Raw genomic sequence first — 19,785 nt, forward strand, 5'->3', positions numbered from 1 at the left:
GACACATCATGGTAGATAAAGCATTAGGCGGCGCAGGACTTCGCGGACAAGTAGCAGGCCAAACAGCACTTTGTACAGTAGGGCAAACCGGTTCAGGCTTAACGTATTGTGGTTACGACATTGCAGAGCTTGCTGAAAAAGCGCAGTTTGAAGAAGTATCTTTCCTGCTTTCGCGCGGTGAATTACCGACCTCTGCAGAGCTTAGCGAATACAAAGCTAAACTAAAAAGTTTACGTGGTTTACCACCGGCACTGAAAACTGTACTTGAAAACATTCCAAAAGACGCGCACCCAATGGATGTTATGCGTACAGGTTGCTCTATGCTAGGTAACCTTGAAATGGAGCATGACTTTAGTCAGGCTAATGATGCCATTGACCGTATGGTTGCGGTATTCCCAAGCATTATTTGTTACTGGTATCGTTTTACTCACGACGGTGTGCGTATTGAAACACAAACTGATGATGACTCAGTTGGCGCGCATTTTTTAACGCTACTACATGATAAAGCGCCATCAGAGTTATTTGCTCAAGTGATGAATGTATCGCTGATTTTATATGCAGAGCATGAATTTAATGCCTCAACCTTTACTGGTCGCGTTTGTGCATCGACATTATCTGACATTCACTCTTGTGTAACAGGTGCCATTGGCACGTTACGTGGCCCATTACATGGCGGCGCGAATGAAGCGGCAATGGATATGATTGAAGGCTTTAAAGATGCAGACCATGCAGAGCAAGAAATCATGGGCATGCTGGAGCGTAAAGATAAAATTATGGGCTTTGGTCACGCAATCTATCGCGAATCAGATCCACGTAATGTGATCATTAAAAAGTGGTCTGAAAAACTCGCTGCAGAGCTAGGCGACGAGGTACTTTATCCAGTATCAGTGCGCTGTGAAGAAATTATGTGGCGTGAGAAGAAGTTATTTTGTAACGCAGACTTTTTCCATGCATCGGCGTATCACTTTATGGGCATTCCAACTAAGTTATTCACCCCTATTTTTGTTATGAGCCGTGTAACAGGCTGGACCGCACACGTAAAAGAGCAACGCGCTAATAACCGTATTATTCGTCCAAGTGCAGATTACACTGGGCCAGAAGCGCGTAGTTATACGCCAATCGAATCACGTTAAGACTATTAAAGGTGGGCGAAAATACGCTCACCTTTTATTTTTTGCACATTGCCACTAGCGCATAGTTTTTAAGGCCTCTTTTTTCATACATCCCTTAAACACGCTATACGTGTGCGACCACCGTCACCAAATTAGCGAGTCTTGTAATGACTATCATAAACAATACTAAATACAGAAAACCCTTACCTAACTCTAATGTCGATTATTTTGACACCCAAGCTGCAATTGATGAAATTAAGGCTGGTGCGTACGCAGCCTTACCCTATACATCACGTGTTTTAGCAGAGAATTTAGTACGCCGCTGTGAGCCGCAAATGCTAACCGCAGCACTGTCGCAGCTTATCGAACGCAAACAAGATTTAGATTTCCCTTGGTATCCCGCGCGCGTAGTCTGTCACGATATTTTGGGACAAACAGCGCTGGTTGATTTAGCTGGCTTGCGTGATGCCATTGCAGCCAAAGGCGGCGATCCAGCTAAAGTTAACCCAGTAGTACCAACACAGCTGATTGTTGATCACTCATTAGCCGTTGAATACGCAGGGTTTGATCCTGATGCTTTTGAAAAAAACCGCGCTATTGAAGATAGACGTAACGATGACCGTTTCCACTTTATTAATTGGACTAAAACTGCGTTTAAAAATATTGATGTGATCCCTCCGGGTAACGGCATTATGCATCAAATCAACCTTGAGAAAATGTCGCCGGTGATCCAAAGCCGCGATGGGATTGCTTTTCCTGATACCTTAGTCGGTACTGATAGCCACACACCGCATGTTGATGCGTTAGGTGTCATTGCAGTAGGTGTTGGCGGCCTTGAAGCCGAAAGCGTGATGCTTGGCCGCGCCTCTTATATGCGTTTGCCCGATATTATTGGTGTTGAACTCAGTGGCAAACGTCAACCGGGTATTACAGCAACGGATATCGTGCTTGCGATCACTGAGTTTTTACGTGGCCAGCGTGTCGTATCAAGCTATTTAGAGTTTTATGGTGAAGGCGCAGATGCATTGACATTAGGCGATCGCGCTACTATCTCAAATATGACACCAGAATTTGGTGCCACCGCAGCGATGTTTTATATCGACCAGATGACCATTGATTACTTACGCCTAACAGGACGTGAAGAAGAGCAAATTGCCTTAGTTGAAAATTACGCAAAAACTACCGGTCTGTGGAGCGACAGCCTAAAAACAGCGCAGTACGATCGGGTATTAAAATTTGATCTATCAAGCGTTGGCCGCAATATTGCTGGACCGTCAAATCCGCATCGCCGTGTTTCAACCAGTGATTTGGCAGTGCAGGGGATCTCTGGGGTTGTTGAAAATGAAGATGGTTTAATGCCGGACGGTGCCTGTATTATTGCTGCTATCACTAGTTGTACGAATACCAGTAATCCACGTAACGTCATTGCAGCTGGTCTTATTGCGCGTAATGCAAATGCGAAGGGCTTAACTCGCAAGCCATGGGTTAAAACCTCATTAGCACCGGGTTCAAAAACAGTGCAATCGTATCTTGAAGATGCCAAATTACTGTCAGAATTAGAGCAACTTGGTTTTGGTATTGTTGGCTTTGCGTGCACTACCTGCAACGGTATGAGTGGCGCGCTTGATCCCGTTATTCAACAAGAAGTGATTGATCGCGACCTATACGCCACGGCAGTGCTCTCTGGTAATCGTAATTTTGATGGCCGTATTCACCCATACGCTAAGCAAGCATTTTTAGCGTCTCCGCCATTAGTAGTTGCCTATGCCATTGCAGGAACTATTCGTTTTGATATTGAAAAAGACGTACTCGGACAAGACCTGCAGGGCAATGACGTAACCTTAAAAGATATTTGGCCATCAGATGAAGAGATTGATGCAGTGATTAAACAAAGCGTAAAACCTGAGCAGTATAAGAAGGTTTACGAGCCGATGTTTAATTTAACCGTTGATTACGGTGAAGATAACGACCCACTTTACGATTGGCGCCCACAAAGTACTTATATTCGCCGCCCGCCATATTGGGAAGGCGCACTCGCTGGTGAGCGTACCATGAAAGGTATGCGCGCATTAGCGGTACTTGGCGATAACATCACAACTGATCATTTATCACCGTCAAATGCAATTATGGCCAGTAGTGCAGCAGGTGAGTACTTAACGCATATGGGTGTGCCAGAAGAAGACTTTAACTCGTATGCAACGCACCGCGGCGACCATTTAACTGCACAACGTGCAACCTTTGCTAATCCTAAATTACTTAATGAAATGGTGATTGAAAATGGCGAAGTGAAACAAGGCTCATATGCCCGTATTGAGCCTGAGGGCACAGTTACTCGGATGTGGGAAGCAATCGAAACCTATATGCAGCGCAAACAACCATTAATTATTGTTGCAGGAGCTGACTATGGCCAAGGTTCTTCTCGTGATTGGGCAGCCAAAGGCGTGCGTTTAGCAGGCGTTGAAGTTATTGCTGCAGAAGGTTTTGAGCGTATACACCGTACTAACTTAATTGGTATGGGGGTATTACCGCTGGAATTTAAAGCGGGCACCACCCGTAAAACGCTTAAGCTAGATGGTAGTGAAAGTTACGATGTAACTGGTGAATTAACACCAGGTGCGAGCGTTAATTTAACGATTACCCGCACTGATGGTGAAGTATTAAATGTGCCAACAAAGTGCCGTATTGATACTCAAGAAGAACTATCCATTTATGCTGCAGGTGGCGTATTACAACGCTTTGCTCAAGACTTTTTAGAAGCCACGCAAAGTGTATAAGGAAAACAGCTATGACATTTAAACCACAAATTAAAGTACCTGCCACCTACATGCGCGGTGGCACTAGTAAAGGGGTATTCTTTAATCTCAGCGATTTACCAGAGGCTGCACAAGTGGCAGGTTCTGTGCGAGATAATTTATTGCTGCGAGTGATTGGTAGCCCAGATCCATATGGCAAACAAACCGATGGTATGGGGGGGGCTACTTCTAGTACCAGTAAAACCGTTATTTTAAGTAAAAGTGAGCAAGCTGATCACGATGTTGATTACTTATTTGGCCAAGTTGCTATTGATAAAGCGTTTGTTGATTGGAGCGGAAACTGCGGCAATTTAACTTCTGCAGTTGGCGCATTTGCAATTAGTAATGGTCTTGTTGATGCTAGCCGTATTCCAGAAAACGGTGTGGCTATAGTGCGAGTTTGGCAAGCTAATATTAAAAAAAGCATTTTAGTGCATGTGCCAATGACCAATGGTGAAGTACAAGAAACGGGTGACTTTGAACTCGACGGAGTGACATTTCCCGCCGCTGAGGTGAAATTAGAGTTCATTGATCCAGCGGATGGCGATGGTGCGCTATTTCCAACAGGCAATGTGGTTGATGAACTAGCAGTCCCTGAGTTTGGTGTACTTAGAGCCACTATGATCAACGCGGGTATCCCTACTATTTTTGTTAATGCAGCAGATATCGGCTATACCGGCACTGAACTTCAAGATGATATAAATAATGACGAACAAGCATTAGCTAAGCTTGAGTCTATTAGAGCGCATGGAGCAGTAAAAATGGGCTTGATCGCTCATATTAGTGAGGCGGCAGCGCGTCAACATACACCAAAAGTGGCATTTATTAATAAACCAATGAAATATCTAGCTTCAAGCGGTAAAGAAATTCACAGTGATAATATCAACCTACTGGTACGTGCCATGTCGATGGGGAAACTTCATCATGCCATGATGGGTACTGCCGCTGTTGCAATCGGCACCGCAGCTGCGATAGCAGGATCGCTCGTTAATCTTGCAGCTGGTGGCGGTCAGTTGAGCGAAGTTAACTTTGGTCATCCGTCAGGTACATTAACTGTAGGCGCGCAAGCGATACTTCAAAACGGTAAGTGGCAGGTTACCAAGGCCAGTATGAGTCGCAGTGCTCGTGTGCTAATGGAAGGCGTTGTCCGAGTACCAGAGGCGAATTAATTAATGTAATAAAACGAAAAGTGACTGCTAAGTTACTTTTCCTCTCTTATTTATGTGAATGAATGTAAATGGATTTGCGTGATTTTACATCTTTAGGTTAACATTTCATCTCTTATCTGTTCCCCAATCAATTAAAAAACAAATGAAAAATAATTAAAGACTTGTTTTTAAATGTTTTTATTTTTTATTTTCTTACTGGATATATAAATTCTTTGAGCCTGTCAGTTGATTATTTACAGGTGTAATTAAAATTACATTTTTCCATAAATTGTCATATATTGGTGGTAAGTTGATAACATGTAATAACAAAGTAGCTTATTGCGTTAACTTGATACGGTTTGATACATAATTTTAACTTAAATGACTGTTGATATTAATATAGGCTACGATTTCAGTAATGCTATTTGCTAACAAGCACTCAAGGAGATTTTCATGGCGAAAAGAATAATTAAATTTACCCCAATTGCAGCCTCGGTTGCATTGACTCTCGGCCTAACTGGTTGTGGTTCAGATAATGATAATAACTATAACAAGCCTGACCCAGTTACAGTATATAAAGGCGAAGTCAGCACTAATTTTAATACCCAAGTATCTGGGAAAGCGGTAAAAGGTTCGTTAAAAAATGCTGTAGTGACAGTATCTACAGTCGATGACTCGGGTGAACCTGTTCCCGTTGCGTATCGTTTAGAGGCTGCGTCTGATGCAAGCTATACTGCAGAATCGACGACTTCTCAAGCTGATGCTGATGCCAAAGCACAGGCAATGGTTGCGGCAGCTAATCCAACTGAGACAATGACATCAATCACGGGTGCCTATAATATTTACCTTGAAGACGGCTTTACGGGAGCACTTTATATTACGGTGAGTACGTCGAAAGAAGATGATGACAGTATGGTTAAATGTGATTCATTTACTGGTTGTGGCAGCTATGATGAAGCCCCAGCAGCATCTGAAGACGCTGGGATGATAAATAATGGTGATACTGCGATTGATTTTGGCGAATGGTACAAAGACGATCTTGAACTACAGGTTGTTAAGTTTATTAAAGCGCCAGTAGCGCCTGCAAGTGCTCGTGGTATTAATTTTGCGGAAGGTGATGGGAGTGGTGCACAGCAGTACTTTGCTAATGTGACTCTTTATACAAGTATTGCAGCAAAAATATTGTTAGATGGCGCTAAAGATGGTTCAACAGTCTCCGATGAAGCAGTTGCAGCGGCAAGTTTAAAAACATTAATTCAAATATTAGGACCTGATACCGCAATTAAAGCAGCTTCTTTACTTGGTGATATTTCTCTTGGTGGTGCGGTTGACTTCAGTGATATTGGCGAAGGTGATTCACTGGATGCAGGTACTTTGGCATTAGTTCAAACTGCCGTTTCATTGCAGTCTGTTGCGGGGGCGGGTGCCAATGGCTCATTAAAAGACCTGATTGCAAGTTTGTCTGCCGCGGTTAAAGAAGGCAAAGTAAGCAACAGTGACAATGAAATTGTCCAAAAGATTGCAGCTGAACTACAAAAAGCCGTTGAGAATACTAGCCTTATTTTTGCCGCAGTAGTAACAGGTGAAGGCATTGATGAAGCATTTACTAAAGTTGCTGAAAACTTAGGTATTACCGATCCTGATGAGATTGCAAAACTCAAAGATAAAGCCACTAAAGCTGTTGAAGATGTGCAAGCAAAAGCAAAAGAAAAAGGCTTAGATAAAGATTTAAATGAAACCGCAAAAGAAGTAAAAAAAGCATTAGAGAAGATTGGCTGTGAAGATAACTGTGATGCTGGTGATGACTTTGTAGCTAAAGTAGCTGCAGAATTAGAATCACAAATAACAACTATCACTAGCGCATTAGCAACTGCTACAACTTCCGTTTCTAAGGGCGTGACTGAACTCAATACAGTTAAAGAATTGGGGGATGCAGGTTTAGATACAACGGATAAAGTACTCGCTTATAGTTCAGCAGTATTCACTTTATCGGGTAATAAAGTAGCGTATAGCCAGTTGCAAGTAGAGCTTTCTGCTGCGCTTAATTCAGCCACTTCAATTGCCAGCACTGCCGCAGGTTTAGGGGATGAATATCAGCAACTAACAGATAAATCAGATGTGTTAGTCAATGCCATAACAGCACAACTTTCTGCCGTTGTTACGTTAATTAAAGGTATTGCAGAAGAAGAAGCACGTTCTAATGAGGCTGTAGCAGCATTTGAATTAGCACTAGATGTTGCCAAAAATAATGCTAGTGTTGCCAATGCCTCACTAGGTTCAGCTGATTCAGCTGCAATGGTTGCTCAAGCCGATTTATCGACGGCTATGATGGCTGTTGATGCAGCAATGCTTGATACAAAAGAAAATGCTGTAGCTGCTCTTGCATCAGCACAATCTGCAATTATCCAGGCTATGGCTCTTAGTACTAAAGCAAATGAACTTGCCAGTGCTGCTGGCCAAGCTGAAACTGCTGCTGCATCGTTAGCGGCGATTGCTTCCGAAGAAATTGATAAAACAATGGCCGCTGAATTATCAGCAGCTGCAAAATTAAGTACTGCGTTTGCAACTGAACTTGCAGATAAAGCCGCTACTGCTCTTACAACAGCTACAACTCTTGAAACAAATGCTAAATCCACAATTGCTAAGTTTGAGCTGTTAGTTAAGGTAAAAGCAGGAACAGAACAAGCGCGTAGTGCTACGCTTATAACTAAAACTGGTGGCCAAGCTTTATTTGATATTTCAGAAGTAATCTACGACGTATTGACTGAAGCATGGGATTATGGCGATGAAGGAGTTGATGTGGTTTCAACTCGCTATCCAGCTTGGACTTACAGTTTTGATAAAGATGATTTAGAGCTGGATCTTATGAATACAGTAACAGGCGAAAAGGTTACTGTGAATGGCTCCATCAACAACAAAGCACTTATTTTTGCTTTTGGTGGTATGATAAAAAGCGAAGATGGTGCGGTTATTAAAATCGAAACACTAGCTAACATGAGTGATGCTTTAGAAGATTGTGTTGATGCTTACTATGGCGTAATCTCAACAGAGCAATCTGACTCATGTTTAGCAATTGACTTTGAGGAAGAAGTTAACTCAGATACGGCTATTGATGGAACTGTATTGGCTGTAAATGGTTGGAGCAGAGTCGAAATAATTGATGGTGATTCTGGTTTTGTGGGGACACTTTCATTAGCAGGAACCGACTCTTCTAGTATAGCTGCAATTACGGCTTCAGGATTAACTTCAGGCCTTAACTTTACCGCAACTATTTCTATTGATGGTAACTATCAAGAAGACCTTTACGGATTAGAAATTCAATTACATAATGGGTTTGGTTACGAGTTGTTCATTGGCGCTCGAGATGGTGAAGATTTCTCTGGGTCTGTTAATGCTAATTTCAATAATATGATTACGGAATTCGGACAGGTTACAGAAATAACAAATGGTATATCTGTTAAATATTATGATGGCGAAGTCATCGATTACACAGATATTACTTTCTTAGATTCGTCTAAGTAAAAGTAACTTTAAGAGGGAGAGTACTCTCCCTCTTAGCTAAAATAATAACAAGTGAAATAAGTATGAAAAAAAAAATTCTCACGTTAGGATTTTCCGCTTTTTTAATTACCCCTATTAGTTACGCTGCAGAGCAGTTTCAAGTCTTTACCACATTCGATTCAGAAGTGTACACAGAGACCCAACCAGTTAAAGCATTTATAGATGATTTTGATGCTCCATTAACATCCGGTGATAGCGCCTTTACTTATAATGTTTTTGAGTTTGGTGTTGGCTATGGAAATTTTAAAGTCGGTTATCAAAGCCGCTTTGATTATGTTTTAAGCTTTGATGCGGATACCGCGCGTTATTTGCATACTGAAAAAAATGACCTGCCTTTTGAAGATAGAAATTATGTTTATTACCTAGACGGTAAGCAATCAACCACCAATGGGTTGTTTGTTTCATATGATTTCAAATTTTTAGACTCTGACGCATTAACAATAACGCCTAAATTAACGGTTTTTGCTAGTACGCATTTTCAAGATCTGAAAGTCGAAGGCACAGTTTATAGTGATGAGATCCAAGGCGCATTAACGGTCGACTCTTATTTTTCGAAAGATATTTTATTTAAGCGATTTACTCCAGATGAGAACCCATCCGGCTTAGGGTACAGCGTTGATTTAGCCGTTAATTGGAAAATAAACCATGATTTAAGCGTTGGGCTACTTGCACAAGACTTACTGTATGAAACTGAGTATGAAAAAAGCGGTTTTGCAAATGGTTATACAACAGAGGTCCCGTTTACTGAAAACGATGATGGGGATATTGTCACTGAGCCAACAGTACGCTTAGCAACGTCTGAGTATGACAACGAAGTCACGCATAAATTTGATATGCCGGTGCGTATCAAAGTTTATGCAGATTATCGCATTAACGATTTGTTTTCTACTGAGCTGATGGTTAAACAATTTGATCAAGATACGTTTTCTCAATTAAAAGCACGCATGCACTTTTGGGATCATTGGGCAGTAATTGGTGGTTATGAAATAAAAAGTGAAGCATTTTTGCTTGGTATCGAGAACGATTATTTTGGTTTCAATATACAGACTGATAATCTCGATATTGATAAAGCGTATTATGCCAATGTAAATTGGTGCCTGAAGTTAGCGTTTTAAGGACTTGTGATGTTTAAAAAACTTATATCAGTTAGTTTACTTATGTCATTAGTTGGTTGTGGTGGCTCATCAGATAATGGCACAGCAGATACTTTACCGGCCATGCTGGAAACGTCTTCTACGGTAAGCTTTTATATTGCTCCTTGGCAATCCACTGCGGGTACATTAACGATCATCAATGATAACACGGGCTCTATAAAAAATATTGACGTTGCAGATATTAACGATGTTACTTTATCAGCCACAACTTTAAATTTTCATCATGTTGAATTTACCTCAAATGCAACGACGTTAACATGTCCAAGTTTTGCAGGTTGTGGTCGCACAGTCAGAAATAATCCGAATGATGGGAATGCCAATCGTCGTATTGATTATCAAGAAGTGATGGATATGACATTAAGTTACCGTGCTGATTTTTTTGCAGCTCCGGGCGAAAATAAGGTCTATTTATCACCGATCAGCTCAGTGATTAGCGACAATAACTTAGACATAAGCATAACCACGCAGAGCTTGAGTGCGACACCTTTTTATCACCTTACTCACAGCCAACTAAATGACAACCTTGAAGCTGAGGTGCTTACTAATGCACTGACTTTTGGTGTGATCTTAAAAAGAGCTGCGGATATCGAGGCGAGCTTAAATACAGCCAATAATACGGTGGTAGAACAACAGGCCCAGTTAGCAAGTTTGCCACTTTATCGTACTTTTGCAGATCGCTATGTGTCAGAGAATTTACTTAATGAAGATGGTAATCAATTATTACAATCCGTCGTTGGAGAGGTCAAACAGCAGCTCGTTATGATTGGGAGTGCTAGCAATATTTCGCCACAAGAACGAGATGAAGAGCAATTACACTCTCGTGAGTTACTCGAAGATGTGCGTAATATAATAGGTGTGGCACGCTTACAAGAGCAAACGTACAGTGATGAGCTCAAACAAAAGCTGACTGAATTTGAAACAATATTAGGCGAAGACTCGCAACAAGCTATTATCGTTTTAGGGAATGTGCTTTATGACGTGCTCTATAATTTTTCGCCATTAAATAATACCGACGCAGGTGTTTATAATTTACAGGGACTGACAATAAACTACCAACAATCCCCTTATTCTTGGGCTATTAGTGGCCAGTATGATGATCATGACGTACAACTAGATTTGAATATTCCACAATGGCAAGTAAGTGGACTGTTGGGTAATAAAGTCTCCGGTATTATGAGTGCTAAAGTGATAGGCCAAGATACTCAACTAAACGCCGATGTGAGTGATTTAGTGCTGTCGTTTGATGGTACTGACGATCCATTTTCAAATGATCAAAGTGAAACAACCGGGCAGCTGAATATAGAGACAACGCTATCATTAGAAAACGCCAATAGCGGTGTGTTAACAGGTGACATAAAGCTAAACGCCGATCGCTTCGTTACTCCTTTTGAAGAGCTTGTGACAGTGGTATCTGGTTTTGACTTTAAGGGTCAGCTTGTTAGTGAAAATCAAACGACACAGTTTAACTTACAAGCAATCGAAGCAACGCCATTTATAAATGAAGCTACACAGAATCTTGCATTTGCTGTGCAATTGATAACGCCATTAAATGGCGCACCGGATTTTCAGTTTGCTTATGTTGGTCGTTTGAATCGTTTAGCTGATATTACCAATGCAGAGATTGCCTTACGGCTAAAGAATAGAGCACTTGAAATTAACTTACGTACAGTAGGCAATAATATTAATGCTGTGATCCACGGTGCTCAAGGTCGCTGGTTAGATGTTAAGCAAAAAGGTCGCAACTACAGTGGTGGATTATATTTTGGCGATACACAAATCGCAGATGTAACAGCGGTAAGAGGGGTGCCTGGTATATTATTTCCTGATGGGACATTTGAGTCGTTGTTTTAGTAGTATAAAGGCGCTTATTTGCTAATATTTAAGCGCTTTACTATTATCGGCTACACTGTTGCTTATTTTTTTCGATATAGGCTAAAAGTGTTCTTTGCTCTTTCATTTTACTTATCTCGTTATTGAGATCGGCTAAAATTTCCTGCCACTGTGGATTTGCTTTACTTACCATGTAATACAATGGTTTGTAAGCGAGAGCAGGGGATAATGGAACCAGAGCGTTTTTCATTTGTTGCTTTTCTTTTGCTGAAGCGACAGATTTTTCAATACTGGCAATTAACACATCATAATCGGCTACAATCAGGTTGACTCTCAGGCTCATTAGTAAATGAATTAGCTGATACTCATTATTGGCAATAATGGTATTAATTTTTTTTGAATCAATCAGCTCATCGAGTTCAGGGGTGTTTTTATATGATCGGACCACACCAATAATTTGATCTTTTATTGACTCTAAACTGCCGTTATAGTTTGAGTTATTACCTCTGAGTGCGATCAGTGACAAATTACCACCAGGAACTGCTGAGGATAAAGCCAGTAAATCATTGCGTGTTTTACTCGGCCTATTATCTGACATAATGGCATCATCAATAAAATACTCGGGAAATAAAATATCCGCTTTTCCTAACTCGGCTGCTCTAACCGCTCTCGCCCATGGAAAAAATTCAATATGCACACCATAGCCTTTTTGCAGCAACAGTTTAACGGTTAATTGAAACAGCCAGCCATTGTTGCACAATGATTCATCGATATAAGGAGCCCAATTTAACGTGACTAGTTTTAAAAGCCTTTTGCCACCAATGTTATAGGCATAACCATATTCATATCGTACTGCTGGCGCAATGATTGTTTGCTTACCCACTTGGTAACTAACAGGGGTCATAGTTGCCTGTGTGAACCCGCAAAATAACAATAAAAAGACTAAGTACTTTTTCATTTATTTGATAAGTTTTCGTAATTATTACTAAAGCTTAGTCGCATATATGCATTTAACAACTTAAAAAGACGATAACTAAAATGCATTGGCAATGTTTATCGTTGCAGCCGTTTGAAAAGGAACGGGTAAATGATGGCATGTTTTTTATGTGTTTTTATTGGCAAGGTAAGGAGTAACAGCAGCTATCAGCGCCTACACAAAAGTTACTTGGCTTGCTTAAAAATACGTTAGATGCAAGAATAAAGACGATAATTTATTCATTCTACATAAGGAACAATGTTTTGCGTTTAACGCCGCCCTAAGTTATTCCTCCTCTAAATCACCGCTGCGTGATACCTATATACCAAACATTGGTAGGCATTTATGTGCCGTTTTAATAAATAAAAAAACATTAATGAAAATGCGGTTGTCATCGTTTAGTAAAGCATTGTCGGTGTTTTATTGACTGCTGTATGCGCGTTAATGTTAACTACATGACAAGGTTTTTTATGTTAGAAAAAATAAAACGAGATTGGCTTTTTAACATCCGAGGGGACTTATTAGCAGGTACTGTGGTGGCGCTTGCGCTAATACCAGAAGCGATTGCTTTTTCTATTATAGCGGGCGTGGATCCTAAAGTCGGTTTGTATGCTTCATTTTGTATTGCCGTGGTTATTTCGATAGTGGGTGGACGACCAGGGATGATTTCTGCTGCTACTGGCGCTATGGCTTTACTGATGGTTACCTTAGTTAAAGAGCATGGTTTAGAATACCTTTTGGCGGCGACATTACTCACCGGTGTGATACAAATTATTGCAGGCTATTTAAAACTGGGGAGTTTAATGCGCTTTGTGTCTCGCTCCGTGGTTACAGGCTTTGTAAATGCGTTGGCAATTCTTATCTTTATGGCACAGCTGCCGGAGCTGACGAATGTAACATGGCATGTCTATGCGATGACGGCTGCGGGTCTTGGGATCATTTATTTATTCCCTTACTTACCGGTGATAGGCAGAACAATTCCATCACCACTAGTGTGTATCGTGGTTTTAACTTTGGTTGCAATGTTGGTAGGACTTGAGATTCGAACTGTTGGCGATATGGGCCAGTTACCAGATACCTTACCAATATTTTTATGGCCTGATGTGCCTTTCAACCTCGACACACTGCTAATAATTCTTCCTTATTCATTTGGCCTTGCTGTCGTTGGTTTATTGGAGTCGATGATGACAGCGACAATTGTTGACGACTTAACCGATACCGCTAGTGATAAAAATCGTGAATGTAAAGGTCAAGGGATCGCGAACATAGGTTCAGGTTTAATGGGAGGAATGGCCGGCTGTGCGATGATTGGCCAGTCGATCATTAATGTAAAATCAGGGGGCCGTGGCCGCTTATCAAGTTTTACCGCGGGTACTTTTCTGCTACTTATGGTGGTGTTTTTAGATGAATGGCTAAAGCAAATCCCAATGGCGGCATTGGTTGCCGTGATGATAATGGTGTCGATAGGCACCTTTTCTTGGAGTTCACTGCGAGATTTAAAGAAAAACCCATTATCAAGTAACATCGTAATGGTTGCCACGGTCGTTGTTGTTGTCGCAACGCATAACTTGGCCATGGGAGTATTGGTCGGTGTGCTATTGGCGACACTATTCTTCGCCAATAAAATTGGTCGTTTTATGGTTGTAAAGCCAGCGCAATCATCTGCTAATGAACGAGTATATCAGGTTGTTGGACAGGTGTTTTTTGCATCCTCAGAGCAGTTTCTTGAGTCGTTTGACTTTAAAGAGGTCGTTGCTAAAGTAGTGATTGACTTAACCCATTCGCATTTTTGGGATATTACGGCAGTGTCGTCGCTTGATAAAGTTGTGATTAAATTTAGACGCGAAGGTGCAGAGGTCGAGATTATTGGTATGAGCGACGCGACAGCAACGATTGTTGACAAATTTGGCGTTCACAATGACCCTGAAGAAGTTGAAAAACTCATGGCAGGCCATTAAGGAGAACACAATGAATAAAATTATTACTTGTATAGATGGCTCAGTTTACACAGATGATGTGTGTAAGGCGGGGATTTGGGCGGCCAAGAAACTTAATAAATCGATGCTATTTTTGCATGCCATAGAAAAACAAAACGCTGCTGTGATTGACGACTTAAGTGGCATAATTGGTTTTGGTGCAACTACATCATTATTATCAGAGATGGCGACACTGGATGAGCAACGCAGTAAATTAGCATTGCAAATAGGCAAAGAAATGTTAGATCACGCGAGTGTATTTGCTAGCCAACAAGGGTGTAAGTCAATTGAAAGTAAGCAGCGCCATAGCGGTATTGTTGAGGCAATTTGCGACCTTGAAGATGCAGCGCGACTGATTGTTATTGGCCGAAGCGGTAAAACTCACGAACAGAATTTTAAAGCTATTGGGTCGCATATTGAGCAGGTTATTCGCCATGTTCATACACCTATTTTAATTGCCAATCGTCACTTTAGTGAGCCGAACAACTTTATGCTTGCTTATGATGGACGAGAAACAGCAGATAAAATGGTTAAACAGATTATTGCTGGTGGCTTGTTGCATCATTTAACGTGTCATTTAGTGACTGTAGAAAATGGCAAACATGATTTGTTGGAAAAATTTAAACGCACCGAAGCGCTGCTTGTTGAAAGTGGTTTTGAAGTCAAATCAAGCATTTTAGAAGGTAATATTTTTAGTTCTTTAATGGCATATAAAGCTAAAAATGAAATAGAAATGCTGGTGATGGGGGCCTTTTCGCATTCAAAAATAGCACTTGCTTTTTTGGGCAGTAATACCCTAAAAATGATAGAAAACACCCAACTGCCGCTGGTGATTTTGCGTTAATTTTAGGTGAGTCAAAACGCAGTTTAATTATGCTTACACTGCGGTTTGGCTTTACTGATTAAACGATTGCTTTGTCCCAATATGGCGGCGTACCATAGTATCCGTTAATAAAATCAATAAAACACCTGATTTTATGTGGTAGTAATTTTCGGTGGGCATAAACAACATATAAACCAACAGCTCCCGTTGCAAATTGAGGTAAAACTTCGATCAACTTGCCACTATTAATGGCTTCACTGGCGATAAATGTAGGCTGTAATGCGATCCCAGCACCAGCGATAGCACAATCAACTAATACATCCCCATTATTACTTTGAAACTCGCTACTACGTTGCGTGTTTTTTACCCGTAACCACTGATATATTTCGTCTTTAGTATCCATTTCTGTGTAGCTATAATGCAAGTATCGGTGGTTTTTTAGATCTTCAGGTTTTTCAGGAGTACCATGTTTTTCAAGGTAGTCAGGTGAGGCACATAAAATTAATCTAATAGGCGCGACCTGCTTGGCAATCAAAGACGAACTTTTGAGTCGACCAATACGCAGTGCTACATCATAACCTTCATCAACAATGTCAACTTTGCGGTCGTTCAGTTGCAAATCAACATTAACAAAAGGGTAATGTGATTGGAACTCAGTCACTAATTTACCCATGTGTTTTAACGCGAACGACACCGGAGCACTTATTCTCAGAGTTCCGGTTGGGTGCTGCTGTAAGCCCCCTAATTGTGAATCCATTTCATCAATGCTTAACAATATCTGTTGCGCATGCTGAAAATAATGAGTGCCAGCTTCTGTGAGGCTCACTTTACGGGTAGTGCGATTAAGTAACCGTACAGCAAGGCGTTCTTCTAGTTTAGAAACGTACTTACTAACCAATTGTGGTGAAAGTTGTAAGGTTGTTGCTGCATTGCTAAAACTACCTTCGATCACCACAGATACAAAGGCCCGCATTGCATCAATTCTATCCATAATTTTTCTCATATTTAAATTTATTAACAACATTTTGTTGTTAATCATTCTTTATTTGTCATCTTACTCCGCCATGACATTGATAGTAAAGTGTACTTATCCCAACAGGGTCTAATTAAAACGTAAATAAATACTTTGCTAAAGAGGAACAAATAATGAAACTAATAAACACGATACTAAAATCAGATGCAGGACTTGCCGCTTTAATACTTCGCGCGCCAATTGGTTTGATTTTAGCTGCACATGGATCACAAAAATTGTTTGCTTGGTTTGGTGGTTATGGTCTGGAAGGAACAGGTCAATGGATGGCGAGTATCGGTATTACTCCAGGTTATTTAATGGCATTACTCGCAGGCAGTGCTGAATTTTTTGGCGGTTTAGCATTATTACTTGGGTTATTGACGCGTCCTGCTGCACTTATTTCAGCATTTATCATGCTAGTGGCTATTTTTTCAGTACATATAGACAATGGCTTGTTTATGGCAAATAACGGCTACGAATATGCACTGACACTGTTTGTAGTACTGATTGCGCTAACATTACAAGGTGGTGGTCGTTTTAGTATTGATAACTTTATAGCGAATAAATTAACGTCTAGGCAGTTACAGTCCAAGCATGTTTAATCACTATTATGAAATGACGTGGATTACGGATAAATCCGCGTCTTAGCTTTGCGTTAGTTTAACTATCAAGGTTTACTTGCTCATGTTAAGTGAGCTTGTTTGGAGTAACTATGAATAATGTAGACATTGCATTTATCTCTCATGGTGGCGGCCCAATGCCACTGTTAAATGAACCAAACCATACACAATTGGTTGCTTATTTAAAATCACTTGCAAGCACGCTAAAAAAACCAAGTGCCATTTTATTAATTAGCGCTCATTGGGAAGAGTCAGTAGCGACTATTACTGCCAATGCAGCACCTGCACAGCACTTAGCAATCGGTAGCGCACTTGAAATTCAGGGATTTTTGCAAGTGCAACTGGGTGTTTTTCGGAGATAAGGGGTTTTAATTCGCGTAACTATTTGATGATTAATAGAGTTCAACTTCAAGTTTTCTTAAGATCCAACCTATGAATATTAGATAGGAAGTATTTTTCACAGCTGAATTAGCTCACTATCAATAAGTATTTGAGCATCCGCAATTTTCAACAATGTCAAAATAAAGTCGCAAAGCCAAAAATAAAAGATTAGTTAATTAACTCCAAGCAACAAAGCTGCAATAGACCTCGCTTTGACCCCAATAACGTAAATGCGGACTCTCATTTGATAAATAACAATTTATATAAACATGTCTAATATAATAATTGACTATTGAGCCTGTGCTATATTAAAGTTATTATTATCATGTCAGCGGAAGTTAAAAGGAATTATAATGGCATCATTGATTATGGGTGGAAATACTAATCTTTCCCAATCAATTATAAATATAAAGCACTCTTTACCTACTAGCACAGATGTTTCTGTTTTTTGCTTAAACGGTGAAGGGAAAGTAACTTCAGACGAAGATATGATTTTTTATGGTAACCCTAAAAGCGTCTGTGGAACAATTCATATACAACCTTCTGTGATAACTGTAAATTTAGATCGTGTTCCTCCGAACATAGAAAAATTATCAGTTGTAGCAACACTTGATAAAAAGAACTTTTCTGAAATTCCCAACTTCACACTCGGATGTGAAGATTTTACATGTGAAATAAATACAGCTAGCAGGACTGAGTCAGCCTTAATTCTATTAGAAATTTACAATAGAAATAATAGCTGGAAGGTAAGACTAGTAGCTCAAGGGTTTAACGGCGGTTTAAAACCTCTAGCCGAGCATTATGGCGTTGATATAGAGGATGAACCCGTAGTTGAATCTTTATCATCTAAGATAGCACCTGTAACTACACCGGCACCAAAAGTTAATTTGAGTAAAATTAATTTAACTAAAAGTTCTCCTAAAGTTGATTTAGCCAAAAAGGCTGGCTCATTAGGTCTTATAAAAGTTAATTTAAACTGGGAAAAGGGCAAAAGCGGTTTTTTCAGTTCAGGAATCGATCTCGATCTTGGTGCATATATAGAGCTAAAAAACGGTGACAAGAGCATAATTCAAGCTTTAGGAAATCGTTTTGAATTTAGTCCTTACATTAAGTTATTAGCTGATGACAGAACAGGTGAAAGCTCAAACGGTGAGTGGATACATATAGATGGAAATAGTATTAATAACGTAAAGCGTATTATTATTTTTTCATTCATTTATTCAGGCAGTCCAAATTGGGACAAAGCAAATGCTGTAGTAACGTTACATGTACCAGACATGCCCCCGATTGAAACCCAACTAAATGAAACGTCAAGTAATACAGGTTTTTGTGCTATCGCAGAGCTAACAGTTGAAAATAATATAGTTGCAGTAGGAAGGCTTAATCGTTTTTTCAAAGGTCATGCTGATTGCGATAAAGCATATGGATGGGGCTTTAAATGGAGTGCAGGAAGTAAATAGCGAACTATAAATTGAGAAGATCTAAGGTCTACAGGTTGATAGAGCTTGCTGTATTACACTCTTAACAGTGAAAGATTTAAAAACATATCAGATTCTGAATTCTTTATTATGAATTTTCTCTTTGCATTTCGCGCTATAAAGGCAATAAACATTAGACTAAAAAGTCTTATTACCTTGCTCTTGTTTAGATAGTTCATTATGGTATTATTTTTTTAAGTAGATACATTAAATCTGTATCGTAAGTGTTTTATTTTTATTCGTTTACATAAATTATAAAGGAGTTTTAAAATGGCAGTATCTTTACAAAAAGGTGGTAATGTTTCTCTAGAGAAAGTTGCTCCAGGGATGACAAATTGTCTATTAGGTCTAGGTTGGGATTCTCGTGCTACAGACGGCGCTGATTTTGACTTAGATGCATCAGTATTTATGCTTAATGCAGAAGGCAAGGTAAAAGCAGATAACGGTTTTATCTTTTTCAATAACCTAGTTTCTGAGTGTAAATCAGTAGAGCATACTGGTGATAACTTAACAGGTGAAGGCGAGGGTGACGATGAATCAGTCAAAGTTAGTCTTAAAGATATCCCTGCAGATATTACCAAAATTGTAGTTGCTGTAACTATTCATGATGCTGAGTCAAGAAAACAAAACTTTGGTCAAGTATCAAACGCATTTATCCGTATTGTTAACTCTTCATCAAATGAAGAAGTTGCACGTTATGACCTGTCTGAAGATTACTCAATTGAAACAGCATTGATCTTTGGTGAGTTATACCGCCATAACAGCGAGTGGAAATTTAAAGCGATTGGTCAAGGTTTTGAAGGTGGTCTTGCACCTTTAGCTCGCCAATACGGCGTATCGGTTTAATACCACACCACATTAGTTAACTAATAAATCAGTTGAAATTAATTATAGTTTCAGCTGATTTTTTTTAATATAAAGG

General features: G+C 40.0%; 14 protein-coding genes. 12 read left to right on the forward strand and 2 right to left on the reverse strand.

Going from position 1 to position 19,785, the window contains the following annotated elements; translation table 11 throughout:
* Nucleotides 1-8 precede the first annotated feature (8 nt).
* From prpC to H5154_RS14735, 6 genes are all read left to right on the forward strand, one after another.
* Complete coding sequence (gene prpC / locus H5154_RS14710) at nucleotides 9-1,133, forward strand: 2-methylcitrate synthase (protein ID WP_145233600.1); 1,125 nt, start codon at nucleotides 9-11, stop codon at nucleotides 1,131-1,133.
* 146 nt (nucleotides 1,134-1,279) lie between these two features.
* The gene (gene acnD, locus H5154_RS14715) at nucleotides 1,280-3,886 is read left to right on the forward strand and encodes a Fe/S-dependent 2-methylisocitrate dehydratase AcnD (RefSeq protein ID WP_182718740.1); all 2,607 of its coding nucleotides are present in this window, start codon (nucleotides 1,280-1,282) and stop codon (nucleotides 3,884-3,886) included.
* A gap of 11 nt (nucleotides 3,887-3,897) precedes the next feature.
* Nucleotides 3,898-5,073 (forward strand): 2-methylaconitate cis-trans isomerase PrpF, encoded by a 1,176-nt coding sequence (gene prpF / locus H5154_RS14720; protein ID WP_182718741.1) that lies wholly within the window; start codon nucleotides 3,898-3,900, stop codon nucleotides 5,071-5,073.
* 432 nt (nucleotides 5,074-5,505) lie between these two features.
* Nucleotides 5,506-8,574, forward strand: a complete 3,069-nt coding sequence (locus H5154_RS14725) for a hypothetical protein (protein ID WP_182718742.1) — start codon at nucleotides 5,506-5,508, stop codon at nucleotides 8,572-8,574.
* Between the two features lie 62 nt (nucleotides 8,575-8,636).
* Nucleotides 8,637-9,728 carry a hypothetical protein gene (locus H5154_RS14730; protein ID WP_182718743.1) on the forward strand — a complete coding sequence of 364 codons (1,092 nt, stop codon included), beginning with the start codon at nucleotides 8,637-8,639 and terminating at the stop codon, nucleotides 9,726-9,728.
* A 9-nt stretch (nucleotides 9,729-9,737) separates the two neighbouring features.
* Nucleotides 9,738-11,618 (forward strand): hypothetical protein, encoded by a 1,881-nt coding sequence (locus H5154_RS14735; protein WP_182718744.1) that lies wholly within the window; start codon nucleotides 9,738-9,740, stop codon nucleotides 11,616-11,618.
* A 43-nt stretch (nucleotides 11,619-11,661) separates the two neighbouring features.
* On the opposite strand, the gene H5154_RS14740 is transcribed toward H5154_RS14735, so the two are convergent.
* Entirely contained in the window at nucleotides 11,662-12,501 is an 840-nt protein-coding gene (locus tag H5154_RS14740; RefSeq protein WP_259398518.1) for an ABC transporter substrate-binding protein, read from the reverse strand.
* Between the two features lie 542 nt (nucleotides 12,502-13,043).
* Here H5154_RS14740 and H5154_RS14745 point away from each other — a divergent pair.
* Together H5154_RS14745 and H5154_RS14750 are read left to right on the forward strand one after the other, a co-directional pair.
* Nucleotides 13,044-14,531: a SulP family inorganic anion transporter gene (locus H5154_RS14745; RefSeq protein WP_182718745.1), complete on the forward strand. Its 1,488-nt coding sequence runs from the start codon at nucleotides 13,044-13,046 to the stop codon at nucleotides 14,529-14,531.
* 10 nt (nucleotides 14,532-14,541) lie between these two features.
* Entirely contained in the window at nucleotides 14,542-15,393 is an 852-nt protein-coding gene (locus H5154_RS14750) for a universal stress protein (protein ID WP_182718746.1), read from the forward strand.
* A gap of 58 nt (nucleotides 15,394-15,451) precedes the next feature.
* Here H5154_RS14750 and H5154_RS14755 read toward each other — a convergent pair whose 3' ends face one another.
* On the reverse strand, nucleotides 15,452-16,363 hold the full coding sequence (locus H5154_RS14755; protein WP_149982351.1) for a LysR family transcriptional regulator: 912 nt from the start codon (nucleotides 16,361-16,363) through the stop codon (nucleotides 15,452-15,454).
* A 155-nt stretch (nucleotides 16,364-16,518) separates the two neighbouring features.
* Between H5154_RS14755 and H5154_RS14760 the strand changes: the two genes are divergently transcribed.
* The 4 genes from H5154_RS14760 to H5154_RS14775 all read left to right on the forward strand — a co-directional run bounded on the left by H5154_RS14760 (nucleotide 16,519) and on the right by H5154_RS14775 (nucleotide 19,709).
* Complete coding sequence (locus tag H5154_RS14760; protein ID WP_182718747.1) at nucleotides 16,519-16,986, forward strand: DoxX family protein; 468 nt, start codon at nucleotides 16,519-16,521, stop codon at nucleotides 16,984-16,986.
* Nucleotides 16,987-17,096: 110 nt separating this feature from the next.
* The gene (locus H5154_RS14765; protein WP_182718748.1) at nucleotides 17,097-17,366 is read left to right on the forward strand and encodes a hypothetical protein; all 270 of its coding nucleotides are present in this window, start codon (nucleotides 17,097-17,099) and stop codon (nucleotides 17,364-17,366) included.
* Between the two features lie 372 nt (nucleotides 17,367-17,738).
* Nucleotides 17,739-18,845, forward strand: coding sequence for a TerD family protein (locus H5154_RS14770; RefSeq protein WP_182718749.1), 1,107 nt, complete (start codon nucleotides 17,739-17,741; stop codon nucleotides 18,843-18,845).
* 288 nt (nucleotides 18,846-19,133) lie between these two features.
* Nucleotides 19,134-19,709 carry a TerD family protein gene (locus tag H5154_RS14775; RefSeq protein WP_182718750.1) on the forward strand — a complete coding sequence of 192 codons (576 nt, stop codon included), beginning with the start codon at nucleotides 19,134-19,136 and terminating at the stop codon, nucleotides 19,707-19,709.
* Nucleotides 19,710-19,785 lie beyond the last annotated feature (76 nt).

The organism is Pseudoalteromonas sp. SR44-5 (assembly GCF_014163675.1).
Classification (GTDB): domain Bacteria; phylum Pseudomonadota; class Gammaproteobacteria; order Enterobacterales; family Alteromonadaceae; genus Pseudoalteromonas; species Pseudoalteromonas rhizosphaerae.